Here is a 23931-nt window from a genome sequence, read left to right as displayed (position 1 = left end):
GGGATCGGAGTCAGATCAGGCGGAGCTGGCGGTCGCGGGGGCGGCGGGGCACTGCCTCGCCGAAGCGCTCGAAGAGGCCCGGGTCGATGGCGTCGAGGAACGGCGACGGGGCGCACTCGCGTTCCGTGCCGTGCCGGCTGCGGCGGGCGGCGTGGGTCACGTACAGCCGGTCCTGGGCCCGGGTCAGCCCGACGAAGAAGAGCCGCCGCTCCTCGGCGACCGCGTCGTCGTCGGGGGTGCTGCCGGGCCAGCGCAGCGGGAGCAGCCCGTCCTCGGCCCCGACCAGGAAGACCACCGGGAACTCCAGCCCCTTGGCGGCGTGCAGGGTGAGCAGGGTGACCGCCTCGGCCCGCGGGTCGAGCGCGTCCACCTCCGCCCCCGTGGCGAGCTGGGACAGGAACAGCGGCAGGTCGTCGCCGCAGCGCCGGGCCAGCGGGGTGAGCAGGTCGACGGCCGAGCGGACGTCCTCCGGGCGGACCGCGGTGGCGCCGTCCAGGGTGGGTACGGCGAAGCGCTCCGCCAGCACCTGCCCGGCCAGCCGGACCCGCGCCGCCAGCGAGCCGTCGAGCCCGTCGGCGTGCCGCAACTCCCGCGCGATGGCGGCCACGCCGGGCCGGTCCCGCAGCCGGTCGTGCGAGCGCTTCTGCACCGGGATGTTCGCCCGGGCCAGCGCGTCCACGATCGGTGCGGCCTGCGCGTCGGTGCGGTAGAGCACGGCGACGTCGGAGAAGGAGAGCGAGGTCGACCGGCCGTCGATCCGCCCCGAGTCCAGCGACCGGTGGGAGAGCCCGCCGACCAGCTCGTCGATGGTGCGTACGACGAAGTCGGCCTCGTCGGAGACGGAGGCCGCCGGGTAGCGACCCACCAGCGGGGCCTCCGGGTCGAGCCGGGCCGGGTCGAGCCGTCGGCCGCGCACCAGCGACGACGGCGCGATGGCCTGCACGGCGGCGGCCAGGATCGGGGCGGAGGAGCGGTAGTTGCGGTTCAGCCGGACGAGCCGGGCGTCGGTGAAGTCCTCCGAGAAGCGCAGGAAGTAGCCGACGTCGGCGCCCCGGAAGGAGTAGATGGCCTGGTCCGGGTCGCCGATGGCGCAGAGGTTGCCGTCGGCGGGGCTGAGCAGGCGCAGCAGCTCGTACTGCACCTCGTCGACGTCCTGGTACTCGTCGACGAAGATCCAGCGCCAGCGCTCCCGGTAGTGCCGCACCAGCTTCCTGTCGGCCCTCAGCAGCGCGACGGGCAGGGTCAGCAGCTCGTCCAGGTCCACCAGGTCCTGCTTGCGCAGCAGCGCCGCGTAGCCGGCCTCGTCGTCGCCCGCCTCGGCGCGGGCCTCCGCCCGCTGGGCGTCGTCGGCGATCCGGAAGTCCGCCGGCAGGCCGGCGGCGTCGGCGTTCTCCCGGAGGATGGTCAGGCCCAGCGAGTGGAAGGTGCCGACGGTGACGTCCTCGGCGACCGGCCCGAGCAGGCCGTCGAGGCGGTGCCGCAGCTCCTCGGCGGCCCGCCGGGTGAACGTGATCGCCAGGCACTGCTCCGGGAAGACGTTCAGCTCCGCGCAGAGGTAGGCGATCCGGTGGGTCAGCGTCCGGGTCTTGCCGGTGCCCGGGCCGGCGACGATGAGCAGCGGACCGCCCGGCGCGGAGGCGGCCACCCGCTGCATGGCGTCCAGGCGGTCCAGCAGGCCGGTGCCGACCTCCTCCATCCCGGCGAGCATCGGCTCGAACGGTTCGTGCGGCGAGGGCGTCGGCGCGATCGGGGGCGGCGGCGCGGCCGGCGCGGCCTTGCGCTTCGGCTCGGCCTTGGCCGCCGCCGGGCGCCTGGCCCGCGGCTTCGGCGCCGGCTCCGCCGGGGTGCGCTGCGCCGGCACCGGTACGTCGAAGAGCGTCTCCTGGGCCCCGCCGGCGTCGCCGCCCAGCTCGGCCGGGTCGAAGAGGGTGATGACGCCGTACTCGCCGTCGTATCCGGGGACCCGGCGCACGTCGCCCCGGCGCAGCCGGCCGATCCCCTCGGCGAGCAGTTCCCCGCCGACCCGGTCGATCTCGTCCAGCGGGGTGGTGGTGAGGATCTCCAGCTCCGGGCCGAGCGCGGCGATCAGCTCGTGGAGCTTCCCCTCGACCTTCTTGGACCGGGCACCCACCTTGTTGATCTCACCGAGGATCTCGGCCAGCGGCACCAGGTGGGTGACGTCGCGGGCGTACGCGGGCCGGTGGCCGGCGGCGCGGTCGGCCAGCTCCTCGATCCGGCTGAGCACGCCCACGGTCAGCGGCTTGCCGCACTCCGGGCAGCGTCCGCCGGCGGCCCGGGTCTGCTCCGGCGACCAGTTGATCCCGCAGAGCCGGTGCCCGTCGGCGTGGTACTTGCCCTCCTCGGGGAAGAACTCGATGGTCCCGGCGAGCCCGTCGCCGGTACGCAGCGCGTCCCGGATGGCGAAGTAGTCCCGCCCGGTGGCGAAGACGGTGGCCTCCCGGGCCAGCGCCGGGGGCGAGTGGGCGTCCGAGTTGGACACCAGCCGGTAGCCGTCCAGGCTGCCGACCCGCCAGTTCATCTCCGGGTCGGAGGAGAGGCCGGTCTCCACCGCGAAGATGTGCTCGGCGAGGTCGGCGTAGCAGTCGGCGATCGCGTCGAAGCCCGACTTGGAGCCCAGCGCGGAGAACCAGGGGGTCCAGATGTGCGCCGGCACCAGGTAACCGTCGGCGCTGGCGTCCAGGGTGATCTCCAGCAGGTCCCGGGAGTCCAGGCCGAGGATCGGCCGGCCGTCCGAGCCGAGGTTGCCGATCCGCCCGAGCGCGGCGTTGAAGCGGGCCACCGCGTCCAGGTCGGGCAGGTAGATCAGGTGGTGCACCTTGCGGGTGCGGTCGTCCCGCTTGTAGATCGTGGAGATCTCCACGCTGAGCATGAACCGGACCGGGTCCGCCTCCGCCTCGCTCGCCAGCCGGGGCGGCAGCCGGCGGGCGATGTCCCGCTCCGCCTCCGGGCTCAGCCGGTGCAGGCCGGGCTCGGCCGGGTGCAGCGTCTCGCGCAGGTGGTCGTACCAGGCGGGGTGGGTGAAGTCGCCGGTGCCTAGCACCCCGATGCCCTTGCGGCGGGCCCACCAGCCGAGGTTCGGCAGGGTGAGGTCGCGGCTGCACGCGCGCGAGTACTTCGAGTGGATGTGCAGATCCGCGACGAACGGCGCAGGGCCGCCGGAGGGTGCGGGGCTGAACGGAGGCACGCCGCATCCTGTCACGCCGGCCCCCTTACCCACCCGTCGCCACGCACACCCGTGACCTGAGCATCCGGTGCTGGACAACGCCGCCGCCGGGCGCTATGGGTCAACGGGAGCGGAGTTCCACCAGGGTGATCTGCGGTTCGGCGCCGACGCGTACCGGTGGGCCCCAGAAACCGGCGCCGTTGGTGACGTAGACCTTGGTGCCGTCCACCTCGCCGAGGCCGGAGACCACCGGCTGCTGGAGCTTCACCAGCAGGTTGAAGGGGACCATCTGGCCGCCGTGGGTGTGCCCGGAGAGCTGGAGGTCGACGCCGAACTTCGCCGCCTCCACCGCGGCGACCGGCTGGTGGGCGAGGAGCACCACCGGGCGGCTCGGGTCGCGGTCGCCGAGCGCCGCCGCGTAGTTCGCCGGGGCGGCCAGCCCGCTGCCGGCGGCGGTGACGTCGTTGACCCCGGCCAGGTCGAGCACGCCGCCCCGGGCCTGGATCTCCGTCCGCTCGTTCTGCATCACCCGCAGCCCGAGCCGGTCCAGTTCCTGGACCCACTCCTCGACTCCGGAGTAGTACTCGTGGTTGCCGGTGACGAAGTAGCTGCCGTGCCGGGAGCGCAGGCCGCGCAGCGGCTCGGCCGCCTCGCCCAGTTCGGCGACCGAGCCGTCCACCAGGTCGCCGACGACCGCGACGAGGTCGGCGTCCAGCCGGTTGATCGCCGCGACGATCCGCTCGGTGTGCGCCCGCCCGCGCAGCGGACCGAGGTGGATGTCGGAGACGGTGGCGATCCGCAGGCCGTCCATGCCGCGGGGGAGCTTGGCGAGCGGGATCTGCACCCGGTCGAGCCGCGGCGGGCCGAGGGCGGTGCGGATGCCGTACCCGGTGAGGCCGGTCGCGGTGAGCCCGGCGAAGATCGCCGTCCCGCGCGCGAGGAGCAGCCGACGGGTCGGGTCGTGGTCGGACTGCGCGACGGCGTCGGCGGCCGGCGGGTCGGCGGTGCCGGTGGCGCCGACCATGGCGGGCTCCGGCGCGGCGGCGGCGGGCTCCGCGGCGGCTACCCGGCGGCGCAGCACCAGCTTCGTCACCGCCATCGGCACTTCCAGCGCCACGAGCAGGACCAGCAGGTAGAACATGACGGCGAGCCAGAGGTAACCCGGCCAGGCGAGCCAGTAGAGGCCGGCCCGCGTGCCCGCCATGGTCGCCGGTACGAGCAGCGCGAGCACGAGGGCGGTGATCCCGCCGATCCGCCGCCAGCGGCCCGGCGCGGTGGTGTCCCGCACCAGGCGCTTCCAGAGGTAGAGGTGGATCAGGCCGGTGACCAGGGCCATGGTGGCGACGAACGCCAGTGCCGCCAACATGTGTGCGCCTCCCTCAGCCTCCCGCGAAGGGCGGCAGGACGTCGATCGTCGCCCCGGCCGGTAGGGGCGCCTTCCGATCATGACAGGTCAGACCGTCGACCAGGAAACTCGCCGCCTTGAGCACGACGGCGAGCCGCTCACCGTGCCGGCGGGTCAGCTCCACCACGACTTCGTCCAGACAGCGGCCGGCGGATGCGGTCTCCTCTGCCCGGCCGGCGGCGGCCCGCGCCCCGGCGAAGTAGCGCACGGTCAGCGGCAACTCGGCGGCGGTCGCGGGGGCCGACGCTCCGGCAGACGTCGGGGGCATCGGTTCCGCCATGGTCAACCTCCGATCGCCGACATCGGCCGGGCGGGCTGGAGGAAGGCCGGGTCGTCGATGCCGTGCCCGGCCCGTTTACCCCACATCGCCGCCCGCCAGCGCCGGGCCAGCTCGTCGTCGTCAGCCCCGGCCCGCAGCGCGCCGCGCAGGTCGGACTCCTCGGTGGCGAAGAGGCAGGCGCGGACCTGCCCGTCGGCGGTCAGCCGGGTGCGGTCGCAGTCGCCGCAGAAGGGCCGGCTGACGCTGGCTATCACGCCGACCCGGGCGGGACCGCCGTCGACCAGCCAGGTCTCGGCCGGCGCCGCGCCGCGCTCCGCCGGGTCGGGGGTCAGCTGGAACTCCGCGCCCAGCCGGGCCAGGATCTCGTCGGCGGTGACCATGGTGGCGCGGTCCCAGCCGTGCTGGGCGTCCAGCGGCATCTGCTCGATGAACCGCAGCTCGTAGCCGTGCGCGAGGGCGAAGCGGAGCAGCTCGGGCGACTCGCCGTCGTTGACGCCGCGCATCAGTACCGAGTTGATCTTCACTGGGGTCAGCCCGGCGGCGGCCGCCCCGGCCAGTCCGGCCAGCACGTCGGCGAGGCGCGGTCGCCGGGTCAGCAGAGTGAACCGCTCCGGGTGCAGGGTGTCCAGCGAGACGTTGACCCGGTCCAGGCCGGCGGCGCGCAGCGCGGGCGCGAGCCGGTCCAGCCCGATGCCGTTGGTGGTCAGCGAGATCCGGGGGCGCGGCTCCAGCGCGGCCACGGCGGCCACGATCCCGACGAGGCCGGGCCGGATCAGCGGCTCCCCGCCGGTGAAGCGCACCTCGGTCACGCCGAGCTGGCGTACCGCGACCCCGACCAGCCGGACGATCTCGTCGTCGGAGAGCAGCTGCGGGCCCGCCAGCCAGGGCAACCCCTCGGCGGGCATGCAGTAGGTGCAGCGCAGGTTGCACTTGTCGGTCAGAGACACGCGTAGGTCCCGGGCGACGCGGCCGTACCGGTCGGCGAGGACGCCTTCGATCGGCGGGGCGGCGTTCACCGGTCAACGGTAGCGTGCCCCGGCCTCGCCAGGTTTCTTCAGAACTGCGCGGGCGGTCCGGGCGACGGCCTCCCGGTACGCCGCGCCGAAGAGGGCGGTGTGCACCAGCATCAGGTGGAGCTGGTGCAGCGGGATCCGCTCCCGCCAGCCGTCGGCCAGCGGCCACGTCTCCGCGTAGGCGGCGATTATCCGGTCCAGGTGCGGCGCGCCGCCGAAGAGCGCGAGCTGCGCCAGGTCTGTCTCCCGGTGCCCGCCGTGCGCGGCCGGGTCCACCAGCCACACCCGGTCGTCGGCGCCCCAGAGCACGTTGCCCGGCCAGAGGTCACCGTGGGTTCGGGCGGGGGGCTCGTCGCCGCCGAACTCGTCGATCCGCGCGACGACCTCCTCCACCAGCGCGGCCTCGACGTCGGTGAGCCCGCTGCCGTCCACCGAGCGGCGCAGGTGGGGGAGGAGCCGACGCTCGGCGAACCAGCGCGACCAGGGGCCGTCGTCCGGCCGGTTGTCCTGTGGCAACGCCCCGACGAAACCGGCCCAGTCGGCCCCGAAGGACGGCGCGCCGGCCCGGTGCAGCGCCGCCAGCTCGCGACCGAACCGCTCGGCCGCCCCGGGCGTCGGTTCGCCCGGTTCCACCCAGTCGAGCGCCAGCATCCCGGGGAGCGCCACGACCACCTCCGGTACGGCGACCGCACCGCCCTCGCGGAGCCAGCGCAGCCCGGCCGCCTCGGCGGCGAAGAAGCCCTCGGGCACCGGTCCCGCGGCGTCCCCGGGCCAGGTCTTGGCGAAGATCGAGTGCCCGTCGTCGAGCGTCAGCCGGGACGCGGCGCAGATGTCCCCACCGGCGACCGGCGTCTCCCGGATCCGCTGATGGGTCAGGAAGGTCGGCAGATGCTCGGGGTGCGCCCGCAGGTACGCCAGATCCATGACGGCAAGGTAGCCCTCCGGCGGCACCCGGTCCCGCCGACATGATTCATGTCGGGTCGAAAACGGGCCCGAGCTGCGACGATACTCTCCGTGTCTGTGGACAAACCGCGTGTCGTCCACAGGGGCGGTCGACGGCCCGCCCCGCGCCGCAGGCTGCCGGTCATGGCCTCGACCGACCGCCCCCGGCTCGCCGTCCGCTCCCCCGCCGACCTGATCGCCGCCGTGCCCTTCCTGCTCGGCTTCCATCCCGCCGACAGCGTCGTGGTGGTGGCGATGCGGGGTCGCCGGATCACCTTCGCCGCCCGCGCCGACCTGCCCGACCTCGCCGACCGGTGCGACCTCGCCGGCCATCTCGCCGGAGTCGTCGCCCGCCAGCACGCCGAGACCGCCACGGTGCTGGGCTACGGCCCGGCGACGCTGGTCACCCCGGCGGTCGACGCCGTGCGGGCCGAGCTGACCGCCGCCGGGCTCTCCGTGCTCGACGCCCTGCGCGTGACGGAGGGCCGCTACTGGTCGTACGTCTGCACCGAGCCGGAGTGCTGCCCGCCCGACGGCACCCCCTACGACGTCGGCGCCAGCGAGGTCAGCGTGGCGGCCGTCTTCGCCGGCCAGGTGGCCCTGCCCGACCGGGCCGCCCTCGTCGCGCAGGTCGCCCCGGTGACGGGTCCGGCCCGCTCGGCCGTACGCGCGGCCACCGCCCGTGCCGAGCGGCGGCTGGCGGAACTGCGCGGCCAGGCACCGGCGGCGGACCCGCGCGGCGAACGTTCGGTCCGCTCGGCCGGGGCGACGGCCGTACGGACCGCGTTCCGCCGGCACCGGCGGGAGCAGCCGCTCACCGACGACGAGGTGGCGTGGCTGAGCGTGCTGCTCACCGACGAGCCGGTCCGCGACCACGCCTGGGCGCGCACCGACGGGCGTGACGCGGACATCGCGCTCTGGACCGACGTGCTGCGAAGGGCCGAGCCGGAGCTGACCGCCGCGCCGGCCGCGCTGCTGGCGTTCGCGGCCTGGCGGGCCGGGCAGGGGGCGCTGGCGGCGGTGGCCCTGGAACGCGCCCTCGCCGAGCATCCCGGCCACTCGCTGGCGCTGCTCCTCGACGACCTGCTCCGCCGGGGCGTGCCCCCCTCGGACCTGGACGGCTGGCCGGCGGTGGGCACGCCCGACGTGCTACGCCGCAGGCGTAGGCGGCGCGAACGCTGACCGGCGCGGCCACGCCGCCGGGCTGCCGGTGCGAGGAGGTCGACCACCAGATCGCCGGCCGACGGAGGATCCCCAGGCGTGAGCCTGTCGAGCTGATGTCGCAGACGATTCACCGCCGTCTGCTGCCGCAGCGAACCAGACGCACCCGCCTGATGTCACAGACGACTCAGCTCGACAGCGCCGCGCGATCCGTTCGCCCCACGACCGGCTCGGGCGACCGCCACCGCCTCACCGGGCGCGGTCTCCGTCGAAAGATGTAGTGGTTGATCGTTCCGCGGGGCGAGCCGACGGGATCGAGTTCGGCACAGAATGGTTTCGTGCCCTCACCCACCGGAAGACCCGCATGAGCGTCGGGCTGCTGCTGTCGCTCGCGGGCCTGGCCCTGGTCGACAGCACCAGCATCGGCACGCTCTTCATCCCGGTCTGGCTGCTGCTCGCACCCGGGCCGGTCAACGCCCGCCGGATCCTCGTCTACCTGGGCACCATCGCCGTCTTCTACTTCGGCGTCGGGCTGCTGCTCGCCCTCGGCGGCAGCCGGCTGGCCGACGTCCTCGGCGGTGCGATGGACAATCGGCCGGTGCTCTGGGCGCAGCTCGTCCTCGGGGTCGGGCTGTTCGCGCTCAGCTTCCGCTACGACAGCAAGCGGCGTCCGCGCAGCGGCGGCGTGCTGCGCTGGCGGGACCGGGCCACCGCCGGCGACTCGTCCGCGCGGTGGCTGGTGGGGCTGGCGCTGCTCGCCGCCCTCGCGGAGGTGGCGACGATGCTGCCGTACCTCGGCGCGGTCGGCCTGCTGACCACCTCGGGGCTCGGTGCGGCGCAGATGGTGGGATTGCTCGCCGGCTACTGCCTGGTCATGGTCCTGCCGGCGGTGCTGCTGCTGGTGGCCCGGGTGGCCCTGCCGAGGCTGGTCGAGCCGGTGCTGGCCCGGCTCAACGCCTGGATCATGCGAGCCTCCGGCAGCATGCTCGGCTGGATCCTCGGCATCGCGGGCTTCCTGCTCGCCCGGGACGCCGCGTTCCGGCTGGGGCTGTTCGGCTGGGGCTAGTCCCGCTTGAACACCACCACCGGGACGGCGGCCGGCAGGGCCGCCCGACACGGCTCAGTGGGTGACGCGGACCGTGTCGTCGATCTGGCCGTACTCGCAGGTGTCCTGGCCGCACAGCTCGGTGCTGCCCGTGACCAGCGCCTCGCCGCTACGGAAGACGGCGCCCTCGGTCGCCGCCCACACCCGGCCCGTCACCTCCTGCGGAGCACCCGTGCACCCGACGGGCGCCCAGCCGGACCCGTACGCGATCCTGTTGCCGGACCGCTGCCTGAGCACCAGCTCGAACGAGCCGGACCTGCCGGCCGGGCACGCCACCGAGATGGTGAGATCCACGGCGACGCCCCGGACGACCAGGGTCCCGGACGTGACGTCGATGCTGGCCGCCGCGCTCGCCGGCGTCGAGCCCAGCAGGACGAACAGTGGCATGCCGAGCAGTGCGATGGCGGTCCTGATGCGGCGCACGATGGTTCTCCTCTGTCCGAAGGGCACTCTGGTGCGCGCCAACCATAGGCCGGTTCGGCACCTTCGGTGATCGTCCGATCACACAGGATTCCGCGGCTGTCCGGTGACGACGACCCGCTCGGGACGGGCATACACGTTCATCGCGTTGCCACGTAGGAAGCCCACCAGCGTCAGCCCGGCCTCCTCGGCCAGCTCCACGGCCAGGGAGCTCGGCGCCGAGACCGCCGCGAGCAGCGGCACCCCCGCCATCCACGCCTTCTGGGTCAGCTCGAAGCTGGCCCGCCCGGAGACCAGCAGGACGTGCCCGGCCAGCGGCAGCCGCCGCTCGCGGACCGCCCAGCCGATCACCTTGTCGACGGCGTTGTGCCGGCCGACGTCCTCACGCAGCACCACCAGCTCGCCGCCGGCGGTGAAGAGGCCCGCCGCGTGCAACCCGCCGGTGCGGTCGAACCCGCGCTGCGCCGCGCGCAGCCGGTCCGGCAGCGCGGTCAGGACCGCCGCCGGCACGGCCAGCGGGTCGTCGGCCACCGCGAAGACCGATCGGGTGCGCACCGCGTCGATGCTCGCCTTGCCGCACACCCCGCAGGAGCTGGTGGTGTAGAAGTTCCGGGCCGGATCGGTGGCCGGCTCGGGCACGCCGGGCGACAGCACCACGTCCACCACGTTGTAGGTGTTGGGCGTCTCCGTGCCGGCGCAGAGCTGGGCGGTGCGCACGTCGTCGGCGTAGCGGATCAGGCCCTCGGTCAGCAGGAATCCGATCGCCAGGTCGAGGTCGTCGCCGGGCGTACGCATCGTCACGGCGAGCGGCCGTCGCCGGCCGGGGCCGGCGGCGCCGACCCGGATCTCGAGCGGCTCCTCCACGGCCAGGCTGTCCTGCCGGCGTACCGAGATGCGGCCGGTGGCCGCCGCGTCGAGGTCGACGCGGAGCACGCCGCGCCGGTCAGTCGCCCGTCCCATCCCGCCATCCTGCACCCCCGCAGCCCCGCCGCGCTCCGGGACGACGGCACGTCACCGCCCGTCGCTCCACCTCGCCCGTCGATGCCGCCCGGCCTCGCTCCGCCTCGCCTCCCGAGGCGGAGCGCGGATACCGTGGCCGGATGGACGCGTACGCGGCGGTGGTGCTGGCGGGCGGGGCGGCCCGGCGGATGGGGGGCGTGGACAAGCCCGCCCGGACGGTAGGCGGCCGGCCCATGCGGGACCGGGTGCTGGCCGCCGTCGCGGACGCCACGCCGCGTGTCCTGGTCGGCCCGCCGGGACCGGTGCCCGCCGGGGTCCGGGTGACCCGGGAGGAGCCGCCGGGCGGCGGCCCCGTCGCCGCCGCGGCGGCCGGGCTGGCCCTGATCGACCCCGGTACGCCGGTGGTCGCGCTGCTCGCCGCCGACCTGCCCCTGCTCACCCGCGCGGCGGTCGGGGAGCTGCTCGGCCACCTCGACGCCGGCCACGACGGCGCCTGCTACGTGGACGACGACGGGCGGCGGCAGACCCTCTGCGGCGTGTGGCGGCCGGCCCCGCTGCGGGCGGCCCTGGACCGCCTCGTGGTGCCGCTGGCGGGGGCGCCGATCCGGGCCCTGCTGGGTGGGCTGCGGGTGCGCGAGGTGGCGTGGTCCGGCGACGGGCCGCCGCCGTGGTTCGACTGCGACACTGACGAGGACGTACGCCGGGCGGAGGAGTGGACGCGATGACGGTGATGGACGACTGGGTGACGGCGGCCTGCGCCGAGTTGGCTCTCGATCCGGCCGAGGTGTCGGTGCCGGTCGTGCTCGACCTGGCCAAGGACGTGGCGCACCAGGTGCTGCGGCCGGGCGCGCCGGTCACCGCGTACCTCCTCGGGTTGGCGGTCGGGCGGGGGGCGGACCCGGCCGGCGCCGCGGCCCGGCTCAGCGCGCTGGCCGCCTCCTGGCCGGTCGAACCCGGCGCCGGACGCCCGGGCGGAACACCCGCCTGACCCGGCTGTCCGATCACGGTCGGGCCGATTCGTCCCCCCGGTTCCGTGGGTAGGGTGACCTTGACGGACGGAGGCGATCATGACCGCAGACCACCCCTCGGCGCCGAGCGGCGACGCGCCCGGCACCCTGCCGGCGCACCACGAGCCGATCCTGCTCGACGAGCCCAGCACGGCCGACCTGCGGGCCAAGGTCACCCAGGCCTGGCGGGAGTTCGCGCGGGCGCTGGCCGGGCGGCTGGCGGCGCTGCCCACGGGCACGCACGTCGAGCTGACGCTCGACCCGACCGCCTCCGGCACCGGCGACGCGGTCTACTCGATCAGCGTCGACGTCGGCGCGGACGGCAGGCTGGCCGCCCGCGCGGTCGGCAACGCCACCCTGCCCCAGGGCTACCGGCTGGACCGGGCCGCGGTGGCGGACATGATCGCGCTCGGCTGGTCGCCGCCCGGCGTGGTGGAGGGCTCCGGCGAGCACTTCGGGCTGGACGGCGCCACCAGCGAGGCGACCCGCCTCGCGGCCCTGCTCACCCGGACGCTGCGCGACGTCTACGGCGCCCCGCACCCCGCCTTCCTCGTCTACCTGATCCACGACGCCGAGGGCGAGCCGCTGCCGGTGGAGCCGCTGGGCACCGCGCGCAGCGAGTTCGGCCCGGACCGCAACGTCGAGGCCGACCTGGACGAGGCGCTCGCGGCGGCGGCCGCCGCCCAGGCGCCGGGGAGCGACGTGGCGGCGCTCGCCGAGCAGGTCCGCACGGTCGTCTCGACCATGCTGAAGTCGGAGCCGGACCGGTTGCAGGTCGACTCCGACGGCGACATCAACATCCGCGCCGGCTCGGCGATGGTCTTCGTCCGGGTCCGCGACAACCCGCCGCTGGTGGACGTCTTCTCCCCGGTGCTGACCGAGGTCGAGCCGACCGAGCGGCTCTACGTGAAGCTCTCCGAGCTGACCAACCGGATGCCGATCGGGCGGCTCTACTGCGCCGACGACACCGTCTGGGCGTCCATCCCGGTCTTCGGCCGCAACTTCCAGGCCACCCACCTCATGCTCGCGGTACAGGTGATGACCGGGCTCGCGGACGAGCTCGACGACCGCCTGCACGGCGAGTTCGGCGGGAAGCGGTTCTTCGGCGAGGGGGACAAGCCGGTCAGGCGCGACCAGGACGAACACCGCACCGGCATGTACCTCTGACCCGCCGCCCCCGCCCCCGCCGCCGTGGTGGGGGCGGGTGGAGCCCGGAAACCCCGAGAAACCGGGCCCCACCCGCCGGGGAGGGAGGATCAGGTCACCGGGAGCCAGTCGAGGCTCCGCGCCGTGCTGGGGTCGGTGGCCCGCAGGCCGGCCTCGGAGACGGTCCAGAGCACGTCACCGACCAGCAACGACCGGAGGACCGGGGCCGCCCGGCCGGTGTGGGACACCGTGCCGACCTCGCCGATGTCGGTGCCGGAGACCCGGAGCAGGCGTACGTCGTCGTCTACCGGCAGCGCGACCAGGCCGGTCTCCGGGTGGTGCAGGAAGGCGTGCGTGTCGTACTCCAGCGCGGAGTACGTCCGGGGCAGGTGCCACTGGTCGAGCCGGAGCGGGCGGGCCGGGTCGCGTACGTCGAAGAGGGAGACCTGGAGCCCCCGAGTCCGTCCCTGCCGGTCGGCCTCCTGACCCACGCCGAGCAGCCGGCCGTCCGGCAGCGGGTGCAGGTACGCCGAGTAGCCGGTGATCTTCAGCTCGCCGGTGACCCGGGGCGCGGTCGGGACGGTCAGGTCGAGCGCGTACAGCGGGTCGGTCTGCCGGAACGTGACCACGTACGCGGAGCCGCCGAGGAAGCGCACCGAGTAGATCCGCTCGCCGGGCCCGAGGCCGTCGACGTGGCCGGCCCGGACGAGCCTCCTGCCGTCGGGGCGCAGCACGTACACGGCGGAACGTGACGTCGAGCGAGGGCTGGCCCAGGCGTCGCCGATCGTGGTGGCGACCCGCAGGTGCCCCTGCCACTCCGAGAGCGCGTACTGGTTGACGAGGGTGCCGGGCACCGTGCCGGCGGCCACGTAGCGGGGTCGGCCGGACGAGCCGGTGTCGAACCGGTGGATCTCGGTGACCTGGGCGCCCGGCCGCCAGCGGTCCCCGCGAGGCGAGCCGGGCCGCCCCGTCGCCGGCCGCTCCCCGGCGAGGTAGAGGCTGCTCCCGGTGCCGTAGACGGTGGTGGCGTCGGCGGCGACGCTGACCGGGTCGCCGTCGCCGAGCCGGTCGGCGGCCAGGTCGAAGCTCAGCACGGTCAGCATCGACGTCCCGGACCAGACCGGCGGCCGGCTCAGCCGGTCGCAGCCGACCCGGCCGACGTGCCGTTGCGACCCGGCGGTCCACTCGTACGCCGGCAGCCACGCCTCCACCCCGGCCCTGGCGATCACCGCCCGGTTCGCGGCGGTCCGCGTGCCCACGGTGCCCCGCTCGTCGTGCGGGAAGACCAGCCGGGGCCGGGTGCGGAGCACCACCCGCGCGGTGGACCCGGTCTGCCGGGCGTCGACGAGGCTGCCGTCCATCCGGTAGGTGCCGAGCACCCGGGGCGGGCCCGCCAGGTCGACCAGGACGAGACGCGGCACGTGGCCGACCGCCGCGCTGCGGCCGGCGGGCTTCCGGCCGCCCGTGCCCGCCTGGGACAGCACCAGCGCCCGGTCGCCGTGCAGCAGCAGGGTCGACAGCCCCGCCGGCGTCGGCTCCGACAGCTCCCGGGCGAGGTCGAGGCGCCCGGTCTCGCGTCGGCTGGCCGGGTCCACCACCCGCAGCGTGTCGCCGGTGACGGTCACGATCCGACGCCCGTCGGTCTTCACCAGGTCCGGCTCGTCGGCGCCGGGCTCGTGCACGTTGGTGGTGGAGTGCTCCGGGGCGGCGCCGGCGGGCTGGGCGGGCATCCGCGCGGAGGAGGCGTCCCCGGGTACGGCGCCGAGGTCGAGCCCCGTGCGCCAGCCTTCACCGAAGCCGTACGCGCCGACGGAGCTGCTGGCGGCGGCGCGGAGCCCGGCCAGCGCGTCGGCGCAGGATTGGTAGGAGACCAGCAGGGGCGGGGTGGCGGGGTCGGACAGGTCCGGCCGGTCGGGTGCCGCCGTCCGCAGCGCGCTGCCGCCGAGCAGGGTGAGCGCGGCCAGCGTGCCGACCGCGGCGATGTGGGCTCCCCGTGTCATGGCCGGTTCGACGCGCCCGGCCGACGCCCGGTTCCGTCCCCGGCTCCGCCCTTCGCGCCGTTCCCGCCCCGCCGGCCGGTCCGGTCGGTCAGCGGGGCGCCGGCCCGACGCCCGGTGACTCGACCAGGCGGGAGAGCACGATGGTGCTCCGGGTCGAGGTCACGAAGGGCTCGGCCCGCAGCCGCTCCAGCGCCGCCTCCAGGTGCGCGATGTCGGCGGCCCGCAGGTGCACGAGCGCGTCGGCCTCGCCCGAGACGGTGTACGCGCCGACCACCTCCGGGTGTCGCCGGGTGGCCACCCCGATCTGTACCGGGGTGGTGCGCCCGGCGCAGAACAGCTCGACGAACGCCTCTGTGGTCCACCCCACGGCGGCCGGGTCGACGACGGCCGTGAAGCCCCGGATGACGCCGGCCGCCCGCAGCCGGTCCACCCGCCGCTTGACCGCCGGAGCGGAAAGCGACACCCGCTGCCCGATGTCGGCGTACGAGGCGCGGGCATCCGCGACGAGGAGCGCAATGATCCGCTGGTCTACGGCATCAATCTGCAACGTTCCGCCTCTGGGAAGCAACGGTTGTGGCTGTTACCAAACTTCCACGGTACCTACTCTTGGTCACCGTGAACCAGCAGCGGGTCCCGCGAAAGCGGACATATCTCATGTGCTCGCCCGAGCACTTCGCGGTCGAGTACGCGATCAATCCGTGGATGGACGTGGCCACCCCGGTCGACCCCGCCCTTGCGGTCAAGCAGTGGGACCAGCTGCGGGAGACACTCGTCGGCCTCGGTCACGAGGTGCACCTGCTGACTCCCGAGCGGGGCCTGCCCGACATGGTCTACGCGGCGAACGGCGCGTTCGTCATCGACGGCACGGCCTACGGCGCCCGCTTCAAGCACGAGCAGCGGGCCGCCGAGGCCGCCGCGCACCGGGCGTTCTACGAGTCGCGGGGCTGGCGGTTCATCGCGCCGAGCGAGACCAACGAGGGCGAGGGCGACTTCGCGTACCTGCCGGAGGCGCACGGCGGGCTGGTCCTCGCCGGGCACGGCTTCCGCACCGAGCTGCCCGCGCACGCCGAGGCGCAGGAGGCGCTGGGCCGGCCGGTGGTGTCGCTGCGCCTGGTCGACCCGCGCTTCTACCACCTGGACGTGGCGCTCGCCTCGATCGACGACGGGAACGTCGTCTACTACCCGGGCGCCTTCTCCGCGGCCAGCCAGCGGGTGCTCGCCCAGCTCTTCCCCGAGGCCGTCGTCGCCGACGACGAGGACGCCCTCGCCTTCGGCCTGAACCTGGTCAGCGACGGGCTCAACGTCGTGCTGAACAGCGAGGCGACGCGGTTGGCCGGGAAGCTGAAGGCGGCCGGCTACCACCCCGTCCCGGTCGAACTCGCCGAGCTGAAGAAGGGCGGCGGCAGCGTGAAGTGCTGCATCGCCGAGCTGCGCCACTGAACAGAGCGGGCCGGCCTCCCGCTCGGGAGGCCGGCCCGCCGTGTCCTGCCGGTGCTCAGCCGAGCGTGGCCAGCTCGGTCACCAGGACGTTCGACAGCACCTGGCCGTCGAGCTGGACCTCGCGCAGGTACCACTTCTGCTGCGGGGTGCGCGGCTGGTTGAACTGCCACACCCCGCGCGGGCTGTCGATCTGGCCGATCTTGCCGAGGGCCAGGTTGACCTGCTGCGGGCTGGGCGAGCCCCCGGCGATCCGGATCGCCTGGTTGAGCACCTGCGCGGCGTCGTACGAGGCCATCGCGTAGGTGGTCGGCGAGGTGCCGTGCTTCTTCCGGTACGCGGAGGCGAAGCGGCGGTTGGCCGTGTTGTTGAGGTCGGCCGAGTAGTTGAGGGCGGTCTGGATGCCCAGCGCCTCCTCGGTCTTGACGCTCTCCAGCACCCGGCCCTCGGTGAGGAAGCCGGGCGCGTAGACCTTGCCGGTGAATCCCTCGGCGCGCAACTGCTTGATGAACTCGACCGCCGCCGGCCCGGAGAAGAAGCAGAACACCGCCGTCGGGTTCCGGTCCAGCGCGCTGCGGATGTCGGCCCGGTAGGCGGACTTGGAGGGGTTGGTGAAGACGCCCGTGGAGGTCACCGCGTCCCTGATCCGCGGGTCGGACTCGCCGAACTCCTGCCGGAAGCCCCGCACCACGTCCTGGGCGCCGACGCTGTCCGGCGCGATGATCGCCAGCCGCCCCGACGGCTCCAGCTGCTCCCGCAGGTAGCGGCCCAGCGCGCGGCCCGCCTCGTCCAGCACGTACGACGTCCGCCAGATGTAGACGACGCTCTGGAGGCTGGACGGCGAGGCGTTGGAGCCGATGAGCGGCACCCGGGCCTTCTCGACCGTGTCGCGGATGGCGGACATGACGTTCGCGTCGACCACGCCGGTGAGGGCGAGCACCCCCTGCTTCAGCAGCCCCTCGACGGCGGCCCTGCCGGTCTTGACGCTCTCGCCCTCGTCGGCGGTGACCAGAGTGGTCGGGTGCCCGCCGAGCATGTTCTCGTTGAGATCGAGGAAGAGCTGGAAGCCGTTGGTGATCTCGTCACCGATCGCCTTGAGGCCGCCGCTGGTGGGCGCCACCAGGCCGATCTTGATCGGGCTCCCGGTGCCGGCGGCCTCGCCGTCGGCGTCCTCGGTGCCGCAACCGGCGGCCAGCCCGGCCGTACCGAGCGCGGCCAGCAGTTGGAGTGCCCGCCTGCGGTTCATCTGCGACACCGAGTTCCTTCCGGGGAGCGTTGCAGGGCGGATCACGCCCCCTCGGCGTTCTACCCGGTCGGCGACGCTGCGTCAATGCTTAGCGATCTTCAAGCAATGATCGAAAAGCAGCCGTGATGTGTGGCCAGGCCGCCGACTCCGGATCGATGAGCCCAAAATGCTCGCATTCCGGCAGCTCAACGAGGCGGGTGTCGCCCCCTGCGGCGCGATCGGCAGCGACGAAGTCGCGGCTCATCGCCACCGGCACCTGCCGGTCCAACGCACCGTGAATGACTACTGTGCGTGTTTGAGTGGGCACCAATAAGCGTGGATCGGCGGCGGCGTACGCCTCGGGGACCGCCGTGGGTCCGCCGCCCAGCAGCGCGGCCACCGCCCCCTCGTCCAGGTCCAGCCGGTACGCCTCCGCCAGGTCCGACACCGGGGCCAGGGCCAGCACGCCGCCGACGGCCGCCGGGGCGGCCGCGGCCGCGTACAACGCCAGGTGTCCCCCCGCCGAGTGCCCCACCAGCAGCGGCGCGCCCGCGGCGACCCGGCCGGGCAGCGCCTCGGTCGCCAGCCGGGGCAGTTCCGCCACGCCGGTCAGCACGTCCGCCGGCGTCGCCGGCCAGCCGCCGCCCGGCTGCCCCGTCCGGCGGTACTCCAGCTGGGCCACCGGATGCCCGAGCCCGGCCAGCGCGGCGGCCAGCGGGTCGGTGTGCCGCCGGTCGTACTCGGCCCGCCAGAAGCCGCCGTGCACCACCACGACCAGCCGCCGGGCCGGTCCCGAACCGGCGGGGAGGCGCAGGTCGGCCACCTGGTCCGGGTGGTCGCCGTAGGAGACCGTGCGGTCGGGGGGCGGAGCGGGACGGCTGAGCACGTCGCGGGGATCGGCGGACATGGCGCGACCGTAGCGCGGATCACCCCGGATCCGAGTGGAGGATCGGTCCCCGGGCGCATGGGCGTTCGCGGCTGGGTAAAGATTGACCCCATGACCGAGACGCACTCCACTGGACAGAACGACGAGCCGGGCCAGGATGGCACCGGTCACTCCGGAACGGTGGTGGTGGTGGGCCCGGACGGGCGGCCCGTCGGCACCGTGCAGACCGACGAGGCCCACGGCGAGGACCCCACCCGACTGGTCGAGCAGCCGGCCAAGGTGATGCGGATCGGCAGCATGATCAAACAGCTGCTGGAGGAGGTCAAGGCCGCCCCGCTCGACGACGCCAGCCGGCACCGGATGCGGGAGATCCACGAGCGGTCGATCGTCGAGCTGAAGGAGGGGCTCGCCCCCGAGCTGCGGGACGAGCTGGAGCGGATCTCACTGCCCTTCACCGAGGAGAAGGCGCCCAGCGAGGGCGAGCTGCGCATCGCGCACGCCCAGCTCGTCGGCTGGCTGGAGGGGCTCTTCCACGGCATCCAGGCGGCCCTGGTCGCCCAGCAGATGGCCGCCCGGGTGCAGCTCGAGCAGATGCGCTCCGGCCGGCAGGCGCTGCCCAGCGGGCCCGGCGGGGGCATCCTGCCGGGCATCCCGGGAATGGGTCAGCCGCCGCAGGGCGGCGAGGGACACAGCACCGGCCAGTACCTGTGACCGCGCGGCCGGCCGGGGACCCGGCCGGCCGCTCACCCCACCCCGAAGGCCTTCTCCAGGTACGCCGCCACGCCGTCCACCGAGTTCGCCGCGGTCACCTCGTCGGCGACCTCCAGGACCGCGTGGTGCGCGTTCGCCACCGCCACCCCACGCCCCGCCCAGGCGAGCATGGGCACGTCGTTGGGCATGTCACCGAAGGCGAGCACGTCCCGGGCGTCGATCCCCAGCCGGGCGCAGTACCACGCCAGCCCCGCCGCCTTGGTCACACCGGCGGCGGAGATCTCCACCAGCCCCGAGTACGACGAGTGGGTCGCCTCGGCCAGCCCCTCCAACGCGCCGGCGACCAACGCGACGAACGCGTCCGGATCCTGCTCGGCGCCCCGGGCGAGCAGCTTCACCGCCGGTGCCGCGAGCAGCTCCTCGGGGGTCTCGACCGCCCGGATCGCGTCGTGGTCGGCGTCCCAGCGCAACGGGTAGTGCGCCTCGTGCCGCATCTGCCGGCTGTCGACGATCTCGACCGCGAAACTGATCTCGGGGACCTCCGCGCGCAGCCGCCGCGCCACCTCGGCGAGCAGCTGCGGGGCGAGCGGGTCGGCCCGCAGCACCTCGTCGGCGACCGGGTCGTAGACCACCGCGCCGTTGGCGCAGATGGCGGGCAGCGGCTCGGCGAGCTGCTCGTACACCATCCGCAGCCAGCGGATGGGCCGGCCGGTGACCAGCACGACCGGCGTGCCCCGCGCGGCGAGCCGCGCCAACACGTCGGCGGTGTGCGCGCTGAGCGTGCGGTCGTCCCTGAGCAGGGTGCCGTCGATGTCGGTGGCGACTAGCCGTGGTGCCTCTCCCATCAGCGGGACAGTAGCCGATCGAGGTACACCGCCACCCCGTCGTCGTCGTTGCGCAGGGTCACCTCGTCGGCGAGGGCGCGGACGGCGGGATGCGCGTTGGAGACGGCGACCCGGGCCCAGCCCGCCCACTCGAACATCGGCAGGTCGTTGGGCATGTCACCGAAGACCAGCACCTCGGCCGGGTCGACGCCCAGCCGCTGCGCCACCACCGTGAGCCCGGTGGACTTGTCCACCCCGGGCGGACCGATCTCGACGAAGCCCAGCCCGGCCTGGGTGAGCGTGGCGACCTCCGGCGGGACGATCTCCCGGGCGACCGAGAGCAGCTCGTCGATGTCGTGGTCGGGGGTCCGGACGAACCCCTTGATCACGTCGCAGGAGAGGCACTCGGCCCGGGTGCGCGCCTCGAACGCGTCCCGGTAGGGCCAGCTCGGGTGGTAGTCGCCCCACAGCGGCGCGCCCTGCTCGTCCGACGCCTCGACCATCACCGTCAGCGGACCGACGGCCGCCTCCAGGTCCGCCAGCACCGCGGCCAGCACCTCGGCGGGGAGGCGCTCGTCGCGCAGCACCACCGGCCCGGACGGGTCGCTCTGGTCGACCACCCGGCTGCCGCCCGCCATCACCAGGAAGTCCGCGGCGCGGATGTCGTTGCGGGTCAGCTCGGCCAGCCGGGGGCCACGCCCGGTCGCGCCGACCACCGGGATGCCGGCGGCCCGCACCCGGTCGAGCACCTGGTGGGTGTACGCGGAGACGGTGTCGTCGCTGCGGACGAGCGTCCCGTCGAGATCGGTGGCGATCAGCTTGGGCAGGCCGGGGCGGGTCATGGTTCCTCCTTCGCCCGCCGCCGTCGCAGCCAGCCGTCGCGGTCCTCGTTGCCTCGACCCTGAGTGACGGCGGGCAGCAAACGTACCTCGTGGAGCGGGCCCCGACCATGGCGTTCCGGCGAATGCCGGCCCAACGGCGGGCGTCCGCCCGGGTCCCCGCCCGGGGCGTCCCCCGGGACCGTACGGTGCAGGGGTGGGCGATCGAGACTGGCCGGTGGCGGAGATCATCGACACCGAGCGACTGCTGCTGGAGCCGCTGCGGGTCGGGCACGCCGAGGAACTCGCCCCGCTCCTGGACGACGCCACCCTGCACGAGTACACCGGCGGTGCGCCGGCCACCCCGGAGCAGCTGCGGGAGCGTTACGCCCGACAGGCCGCCGGGCGGTCCCCGGACGGCCGGGAGGGCTGGCTCAACTGGGTCGTCCGGCACCGGGAGACCGGCGACGCGGTCGGCACCGTGCAGGCCACCGTGCGGCTGGACGGCGTCCGGCCCGTCGCCGAGCTGGCCTGGGTCGTCATGGCCCCGCACCAGGGCCGCGGGTACGCCGGCGAGGCCGCCGCCGGACTGGTCGGCTGGTTGGCGGAGCGGGGGGTCAGCGCACTCGTCGCGCACGTGCACCCCGACCACCGGGCCTCCACCCGGGTGGCCGAGCGGCTCGGCCTGCGGGCCACCGACGAGCTGGTGGACGGCGAGGTCCGCTGGTCGGCCCCCTGAGCGGTCCGTCGCCGTGCCGCCCGGGCGTGCCCGCGGGGCGGCCGGCGCGGCGGGCGGTCGGTCAGTCCCGGGCGTCGGGCCGGGCGAAGGGGAGGGCCGGCCCGACGGTGAGGTCTGCCGGCGCGGGCAGCCCGTCGTCCGCCACGTCCCCGTTCCGGCGGCCCCGCGGGCGCCGGCCGACCGGCTCCCCCGCGTCGGCGGCCTCCTCGGTCGGCGGCGCGCCGCTCGTGGCCAGCTTCAGCGCCGCCGCGAAGAGGACGCAGGCGACGAACGCCGTCACCAGGCCGCGGCCGTACTCGACCCGGAACCCGTCGTCGGCGGAGTAGAAGAAGACCCGCTGGCCGGACTCGTCCAGCGAGGCCGCGGTGGCGATCAGCAGCCCGAGCAGGGCCCCGGCGAGGGTCAGCCCGGCGAGCCGGGCGTTCGCGCGTACCGCAGCGGTGCCGCGCAGCGCCAGCGCCACGGTGCAGACCAGCGCGAAGAGCCCCACCAGGTAGCCCACCCCGAAGCCGCCGATGTCGGACACCCCGCCCGGCACCCGCAGCGGCGTGTTGCCCTGCGGCCCGGAGTTGGGGATGGTCATCACCTGCCACTCGCCGAGCATCGAGGCGAGGGCGGCCACCGCGCCGAGCGTCGCGAGCAGCAGCGGCAGCCGGCGGTCCCGGCCCAGGCCCGAGAACGTACGCCCGAACCGGCCCGGCCGGTCCGGCTCCGCCGAGCCCCACTCCACGACGGTCGTGCCGTCGGACCGGGGTTCCTGCCGAGGAATGGGGAGATCCTGGGACATCGGCCACCCTTCCGCGTTCGCGGGCCTGGCTCGAATCATGACACAGTACGCAGTCGAGGACGCGGAGCGTGAACGGTCGCCGGTCGGTGCCCCATCGGCTAGCGTCGGGTGCATGCCTATCCGTACCGCTTCCGCACGTTGGCAGGGCAGTCTCACCGAGGGGTCCGGCACCGTCCGCACCGGCAAGGGCGGGTTGGAGGGGAACTACTCCTTCAAGTCCCGTTTCGAGGAGGGGGAGGGGACCAACCCCGAGGAGCTGATCGGCGCGGCCCACGCCGGCTGCTTCTCCATGGCGTTCTCCAAGGCGCTCGCCGAGGCCGGCTCCCCGCCCACCTCCGTGGAGACCACCGCCAAGGTGCACCTGGACAAGACCGACGCCGGAATGAGCGTCACCCGGATCGAGCTGGAGACCGTCGGCACGGTGCCGGGCATCGACGAGGCGCAGTTCGCGAAGCTCGCCGAGGCCGCCAAGGAGAACTGCCCCATCTCCCGCCTGCTCGCCCCGGGCGCGCAGATCAGCCTGAACGCCCGCCTCGCCTCCTGACCGTCCCGTCCACCGGCGTCGGCCGCCACGGGGAGCACCGCTCCCCGTGGCGGCCCGCCGGTCCTGACCGGCGCGCCCGCGCCGCCCCGTCGGGCAGAATGGGCGGGTGCCGGTGGAGATGAGTCGCGAGCGCTTCGAGGAGCTGGTCGGCGACGCGCTCGACGAGGTGCCCGAGGAGCTCCTCGCCCTGATGAGCAACGTCGTGATCCTGGTGGAGGACGATCCGCCCCCCGGCGAGGACCTGCTGGGCCTCTACGAGGGGCACGCCCTCACCGACCGGGGCTGGGACTACGCCGGGGTGCTGCCGGACCGCATCCTGATCTACCGCAACCCCATCCTGAACATCTGCGACGACGACGAGGACGTCGTGGACGAGGTCGCGGTGACGGTGGTGCACGAGATCGCCCACCACTTCGGCATCGACGACGCGCGCCTGCACGAGCTGGGCTGGGGCTGACCGGTCGCCGCCGGCCCGTGGGACGGGTGGGTCCTCCGGCGGGCGGTTGCGGGGTTCGCCTACCGTCGGTCCAGGCACCACGAACTCAGGAGGCACTTCCATGCGCAGCGAGCTGTTCTCGGCGGAGAACCTTGAGAAGGAGTCCGCGCAGCCCGGCATGCGGCTGCAGAACTCCAAGATGTTGAAGATCGAACTCAACGGCGAGGCGATGGCCCGGGTCGGGTCCATGGTCGCGTACCAGGGGCAGGTGCAGTTCCAGGCGCTCGGCTCGGGCGGGCTCGGCAAGTTCCTCAAGCAGAAGCTCACCGGCGAGGGCGTCCCGCTGATGAAGGTCACCGGCCGGGGTGACGTCTTCCTCGCCGACCTGGCCAAGGACGTGCACGTCATCGACCTGGAACCGGGCGACGCGCTCTCCATCAACGGCTCCAGCGTGCTGGCCTTCGACTCCTCCCTCCAGTACGACGTCCGGATGGTGGGCGGGGCCGGCATGGCGTCGTCGTCCGGCATGTTCAACTGCGTCTTCACGGGTCACGGCCGGATCGCCATCACCACCAAGGGCACCCCGGTGGTGCTCAACGTCGACGCCCCCACCTACGTCGACCCGCAGGCGGTCGTCTGCTGGTCGGCCAACCTCCAGACCGGCTACCACCGCGCCGAGCAGCTCGGCCTCGGCACGCTGCTCGGTCGGCGCACCGGCGAGTCGTTCACGATGAGCTTCGCCGGTCAGGGCTTCGTCGTCGTCCAGCCCTCCGAGGAGCCGCCGATCATGGGCAGCGGCACCCAGGAGCAGCAGGGCGGCCTCCTCGGCGGCCTGCTCAGCTGAGCGCAGCACCCGCCCCGCGCCGGACCGGCCCCGCCGGTACCGGCGCGGGGCGGTGTC

At 74.4% G+C, this 23931-nt stretch carries 25 protein-coding genes; 11 read left to right on the top strand and 14 right to left on the bottom strand.

The window, feature by feature from the left end:
- Positions 1–10: 10 nt before the first annotated feature.
- The 5 genes from V6V16_RS17830 to V6V16_RS17810 form a co-directional block, all read right to left on the bottom strand.
- A complete protein-coding gene (locus V6V16_RS17830) occupies positions 11–3205 on the bottom strand; it encodes a UvrD-helicase domain-containing protein (protein ID WP_334563457.1) in 3195 nt (1064 codons plus the stop codon).
- A gap of 100 nt (positions 3206–3305) precedes the next feature.
- Positions 3306–4550, bottom strand: a complete 1245-nt coding sequence (locus tag V6V16_RS17825; protein ID WP_334563454.1) for a metallophosphoesterase — start codon at positions 4548–4550, stop codon at positions 3306–3308.
- Between the two features lie 13 nt (positions 4551–4563).
- The gene (locus tag V6V16_RS17820; RefSeq protein ID WP_334563453.1) at positions 4564–4857 is read right to left on the bottom strand and encodes a MoaD/ThiS family protein; all 294 of its coding nucleotides are present in this window, start codon (positions 4855–4857) and stop codon (positions 4564–4566) included.
- Positions 4858–4871: 14 nt separating this feature from the next.
- Complete coding sequence (gene moaA / locus V6V16_RS17815) at positions 4872–5885, bottom strand: GTP 3',8-cyclase MoaA (RefSeq protein ID WP_334563452.1); 1014 nt, start codon at positions 5883–5885, stop codon at positions 4872–4874.
- Positions 5886–5888: 3 nt separating this feature from the next.
- A complete protein-coding gene (locus V6V16_RS17810) occupies positions 5889–6806 on the bottom strand; it encodes a fructosamine kinase family protein (RefSeq protein WP_334563451.1) in 918 nt (305 codons plus the stop codon).
- A gap of 162 nt (positions 6807–6968) precedes the next feature.
- Between V6V16_RS17810 and V6V16_RS17805 the strand changes: the two genes are divergently transcribed.
- Together V6V16_RS17805 and V6V16_RS17800 are read left to right on the top strand one after the other, a co-directional pair.
- Positions 6969–8006: a DUF4192 domain-containing protein gene (locus V6V16_RS17805; RefSeq protein ID WP_334563449.1), complete on the top strand. Its 1038-nt coding sequence runs from the start codon at positions 6969–6971 to the stop codon at positions 8004–8006.
- A gap of 343 nt (positions 8007–8349) precedes the next feature.
- The gene (locus tag V6V16_RS17800) at positions 8350–9051 is read left to right on the top strand and encodes a GAP family protein (RefSeq protein WP_334563448.1); all 702 of its coding nucleotides are present in this window, start codon (positions 8350–8352) and stop codon (positions 9049–9051) included.
- Positions 9052–9105: 54 nt separating this feature from the next.
- Here the strand turns inward: V6V16_RS17800 and V6V16_RS17795 are convergent, their stop codons facing one another.
- Together V6V16_RS17795 and fdhD are read right to left on the bottom strand one after the other, a co-directional pair.
- Positions 9106–9513 (bottom strand): hypothetical protein, encoded by a 408-nt coding sequence (locus V6V16_RS17795; protein WP_334563446.1) that lies wholly within the window; start codon positions 9511–9513, stop codon positions 9106–9108.
- A gap of 78 nt (positions 9514–9591) precedes the next feature.
- On the bottom strand, positions 9592–10470 hold the full coding sequence (gene fdhD / locus V6V16_RS17790) for a formate dehydrogenase accessory sulfurtransferase FdhD (protein ID WP_334563444.1): 879 nt from the start codon (positions 10468–10470) through the stop codon (positions 9592–9594).
- A gap of 140 nt (positions 10471–10610) precedes the next feature.
- Here fdhD and mobA point away from each other — a divergent pair, with 140 nt between their 5' ends.
- The 3 genes from mobA to V6V16_RS17775 all read left to right on the top strand — a co-directional run bounded on the left by mobA (position 10611) and on the right by V6V16_RS17775 (position 12644).
- A complete protein-coding gene (gene mobA / locus V6V16_RS17785; RefSeq protein WP_334563442.1) occupies positions 10611–11195 on the top strand; it encodes a molybdenum cofactor guanylyltransferase in 585 nt (194 codons plus the stop codon).
- Positions 11192–11458: a DUF6457 domain-containing protein gene (locus V6V16_RS17780; RefSeq protein WP_334563440.1), complete on the top strand. Its 267-nt coding sequence runs from the start codon at positions 11192–11194 to the stop codon at positions 11456–11458. The genes mobA and V6V16_RS17780 overlap by 4 nt, the downstream gene beginning before the upstream one ends.
- A gap of 79 nt (positions 11459–11537) precedes the next feature.
- Entirely contained in the window at positions 11538–12644 is a 1107-nt protein-coding gene (locus V6V16_RS17775) for a T3SS (YopN, CesT) and YbjN peptide-binding chaperone 1 (RefSeq protein ID WP_334563438.1), read from the top strand.
- A gap of 89 nt (positions 12645–12733) precedes the next feature.
- On the opposite strand, the gene V6V16_RS17770 is transcribed toward V6V16_RS17775, so the two are convergent.
- Both V6V16_RS17770 and V6V16_RS17765 read right to left on the bottom strand, forming a co-directional pair.
- Positions 12734–14623, bottom strand: coding sequence for a beta-propeller domain-containing protein (locus tag V6V16_RS17770; RefSeq protein ID WP_334563436.1), 1890 nt, complete (start codon positions 14621–14623; stop codon positions 12734–12736).
- An 88-nt stretch (positions 14624–14711) separates the two neighbouring features.
- Complete coding sequence (locus V6V16_RS17765) at positions 14712–15170, bottom strand: Lrp/AsnC family transcriptional regulator (protein WP_334563434.1); 459 nt, start codon at positions 15168–15170, stop codon at positions 14712–14714.
- Positions 15171–15229: 59 nt separating this feature from the next.
- Here V6V16_RS17765 and ddaH point away from each other — a divergent pair, with 59 nt between their 5' ends.
- A complete protein-coding gene (ddaH, locus tag V6V16_RS17760; protein ID WP_334563432.1) occupies positions 15230–16063 on the top strand; it encodes a dimethylargininase in 834 nt (277 codons plus the stop codon).
- Positions 16064–16118: 55 nt separating this feature from the next.
- On the opposite strand, the gene V6V16_RS17755 is transcribed toward ddaH, so the two are convergent.
- Entirely contained in the window at positions 16119–17315 is a 1197-nt protein-coding gene (locus V6V16_RS17755; RefSeq protein ID WP_334563431.1) for an ABC transporter substrate-binding protein, read from the bottom strand.
- Positions 17316–17394: 79 nt separating this feature from the next.
- On the bottom strand, positions 17395–18192 hold the full coding sequence (locus tag V6V16_RS17750) for an alpha/beta hydrolase family protein (protein WP_334563429.1): 798 nt from the start codon (positions 18190–18192) through the stop codon (positions 17395–17397).
- A gap of 90 nt (positions 18193–18282) precedes the next feature.
- Here V6V16_RS17750 and V6V16_RS17745 point away from each other — a divergent pair, with 90 nt between their 5' ends.
- Entirely contained in the window at positions 18283–18882 is a 600-nt protein-coding gene (locus tag V6V16_RS17745; protein ID WP_334563428.1) for a bacterial proteasome activator family protein, read from the top strand.
- A 32-nt stretch (positions 18883–18914) separates the two neighbouring features.
- On the opposite strand, the gene V6V16_RS17740 is transcribed toward V6V16_RS17745, so the two are convergent.
- Both V6V16_RS17740 and V6V16_RS17735 read right to left on the bottom strand, forming a co-directional pair.
- Entirely contained in the window at positions 18915–19727 is an 813-nt protein-coding gene (locus tag V6V16_RS17740) for a Cof-type HAD-IIB family hydrolase (RefSeq protein WP_334563427.1), read from the bottom strand.
- Complete coding sequence (locus tag V6V16_RS17735; protein WP_334563425.1) at positions 19727–20548, bottom strand: HAD family hydrolase; 822 nt, start codon at positions 20546–20548, stop codon at positions 19727–19729. Before V6V16_RS17735 ends, V6V16_RS17740 begins: the two co-directional genes overlap by 1 nt.
- Before the next feature lie 193 nt (positions 20549–20741).
- On the opposite strand from V6V16_RS17735, the gene V6V16_RS17730 reads away from it, so the two are divergent.
- Entirely contained in the window at positions 20742–21263 is a 522-nt protein-coding gene (locus V6V16_RS17730) for a GNAT family N-acetyltransferase (protein ID WP_334563423.1), read from the top strand.
- A 61-nt stretch (positions 21264–21324) separates the two neighbouring features.
- Here the strand turns inward: V6V16_RS17730 and V6V16_RS17725 are convergent, their stop codons facing one another.
- Positions 21325–22050 carry a hypothetical protein gene (locus V6V16_RS17725; protein WP_334563422.1) on the bottom strand — a complete coding sequence of 242 codons (726 nt, stop codon included), beginning with the start codon at positions 22048–22050 and terminating at the stop codon, positions 21325–21327.
- Positions 22051–22162: 112 nt separating this feature from the next.
- Here V6V16_RS17725 and V6V16_RS17720 point away from each other — a divergent pair, with 112 nt between their 5' ends.
- The 3 genes from V6V16_RS17720 to V6V16_RS17710 all read left to right on the top strand — a co-directional run bounded on the left by V6V16_RS17720 (position 22163) and on the right by V6V16_RS17710 (position 23874).
- Entirely contained in the window at positions 22163–22594 is a 432-nt protein-coding gene (locus V6V16_RS17720) for an OsmC family protein (RefSeq protein ID WP_334563420.1), read from the top strand.
- A 112-nt stretch (positions 22595–22706) separates the two neighbouring features.
- Positions 22707–23051, top strand: coding sequence for a metallopeptidase family protein (locus tag V6V16_RS17715; protein ID WP_334563505.1), 345 nt, complete (start codon positions 22707–22709; stop codon positions 23049–23051).
- A 100-nt stretch (positions 23052–23151) separates the two neighbouring features.
- Entirely contained in the window at positions 23152–23874 is a 723-nt protein-coding gene (locus tag V6V16_RS17710; protein ID WP_334563419.1) for an AIM24 family protein, read from the top strand.
- Positions 23875–23931 lie beyond the last annotated feature (57 nt).

It is taken from the genome of Micromonospora sp. CPCC 205561, assembly GCF_036906775.1.
Lineage (GTDB): Bacteria > Actinomycetota > Actinomycetes > Mycobacteriales > Micromonosporaceae > Micromonospora.
Note: the sequence above shows the minus strand (reverse complement) of the source record. Positions and strands in the feature narration are given on the sequence as shown.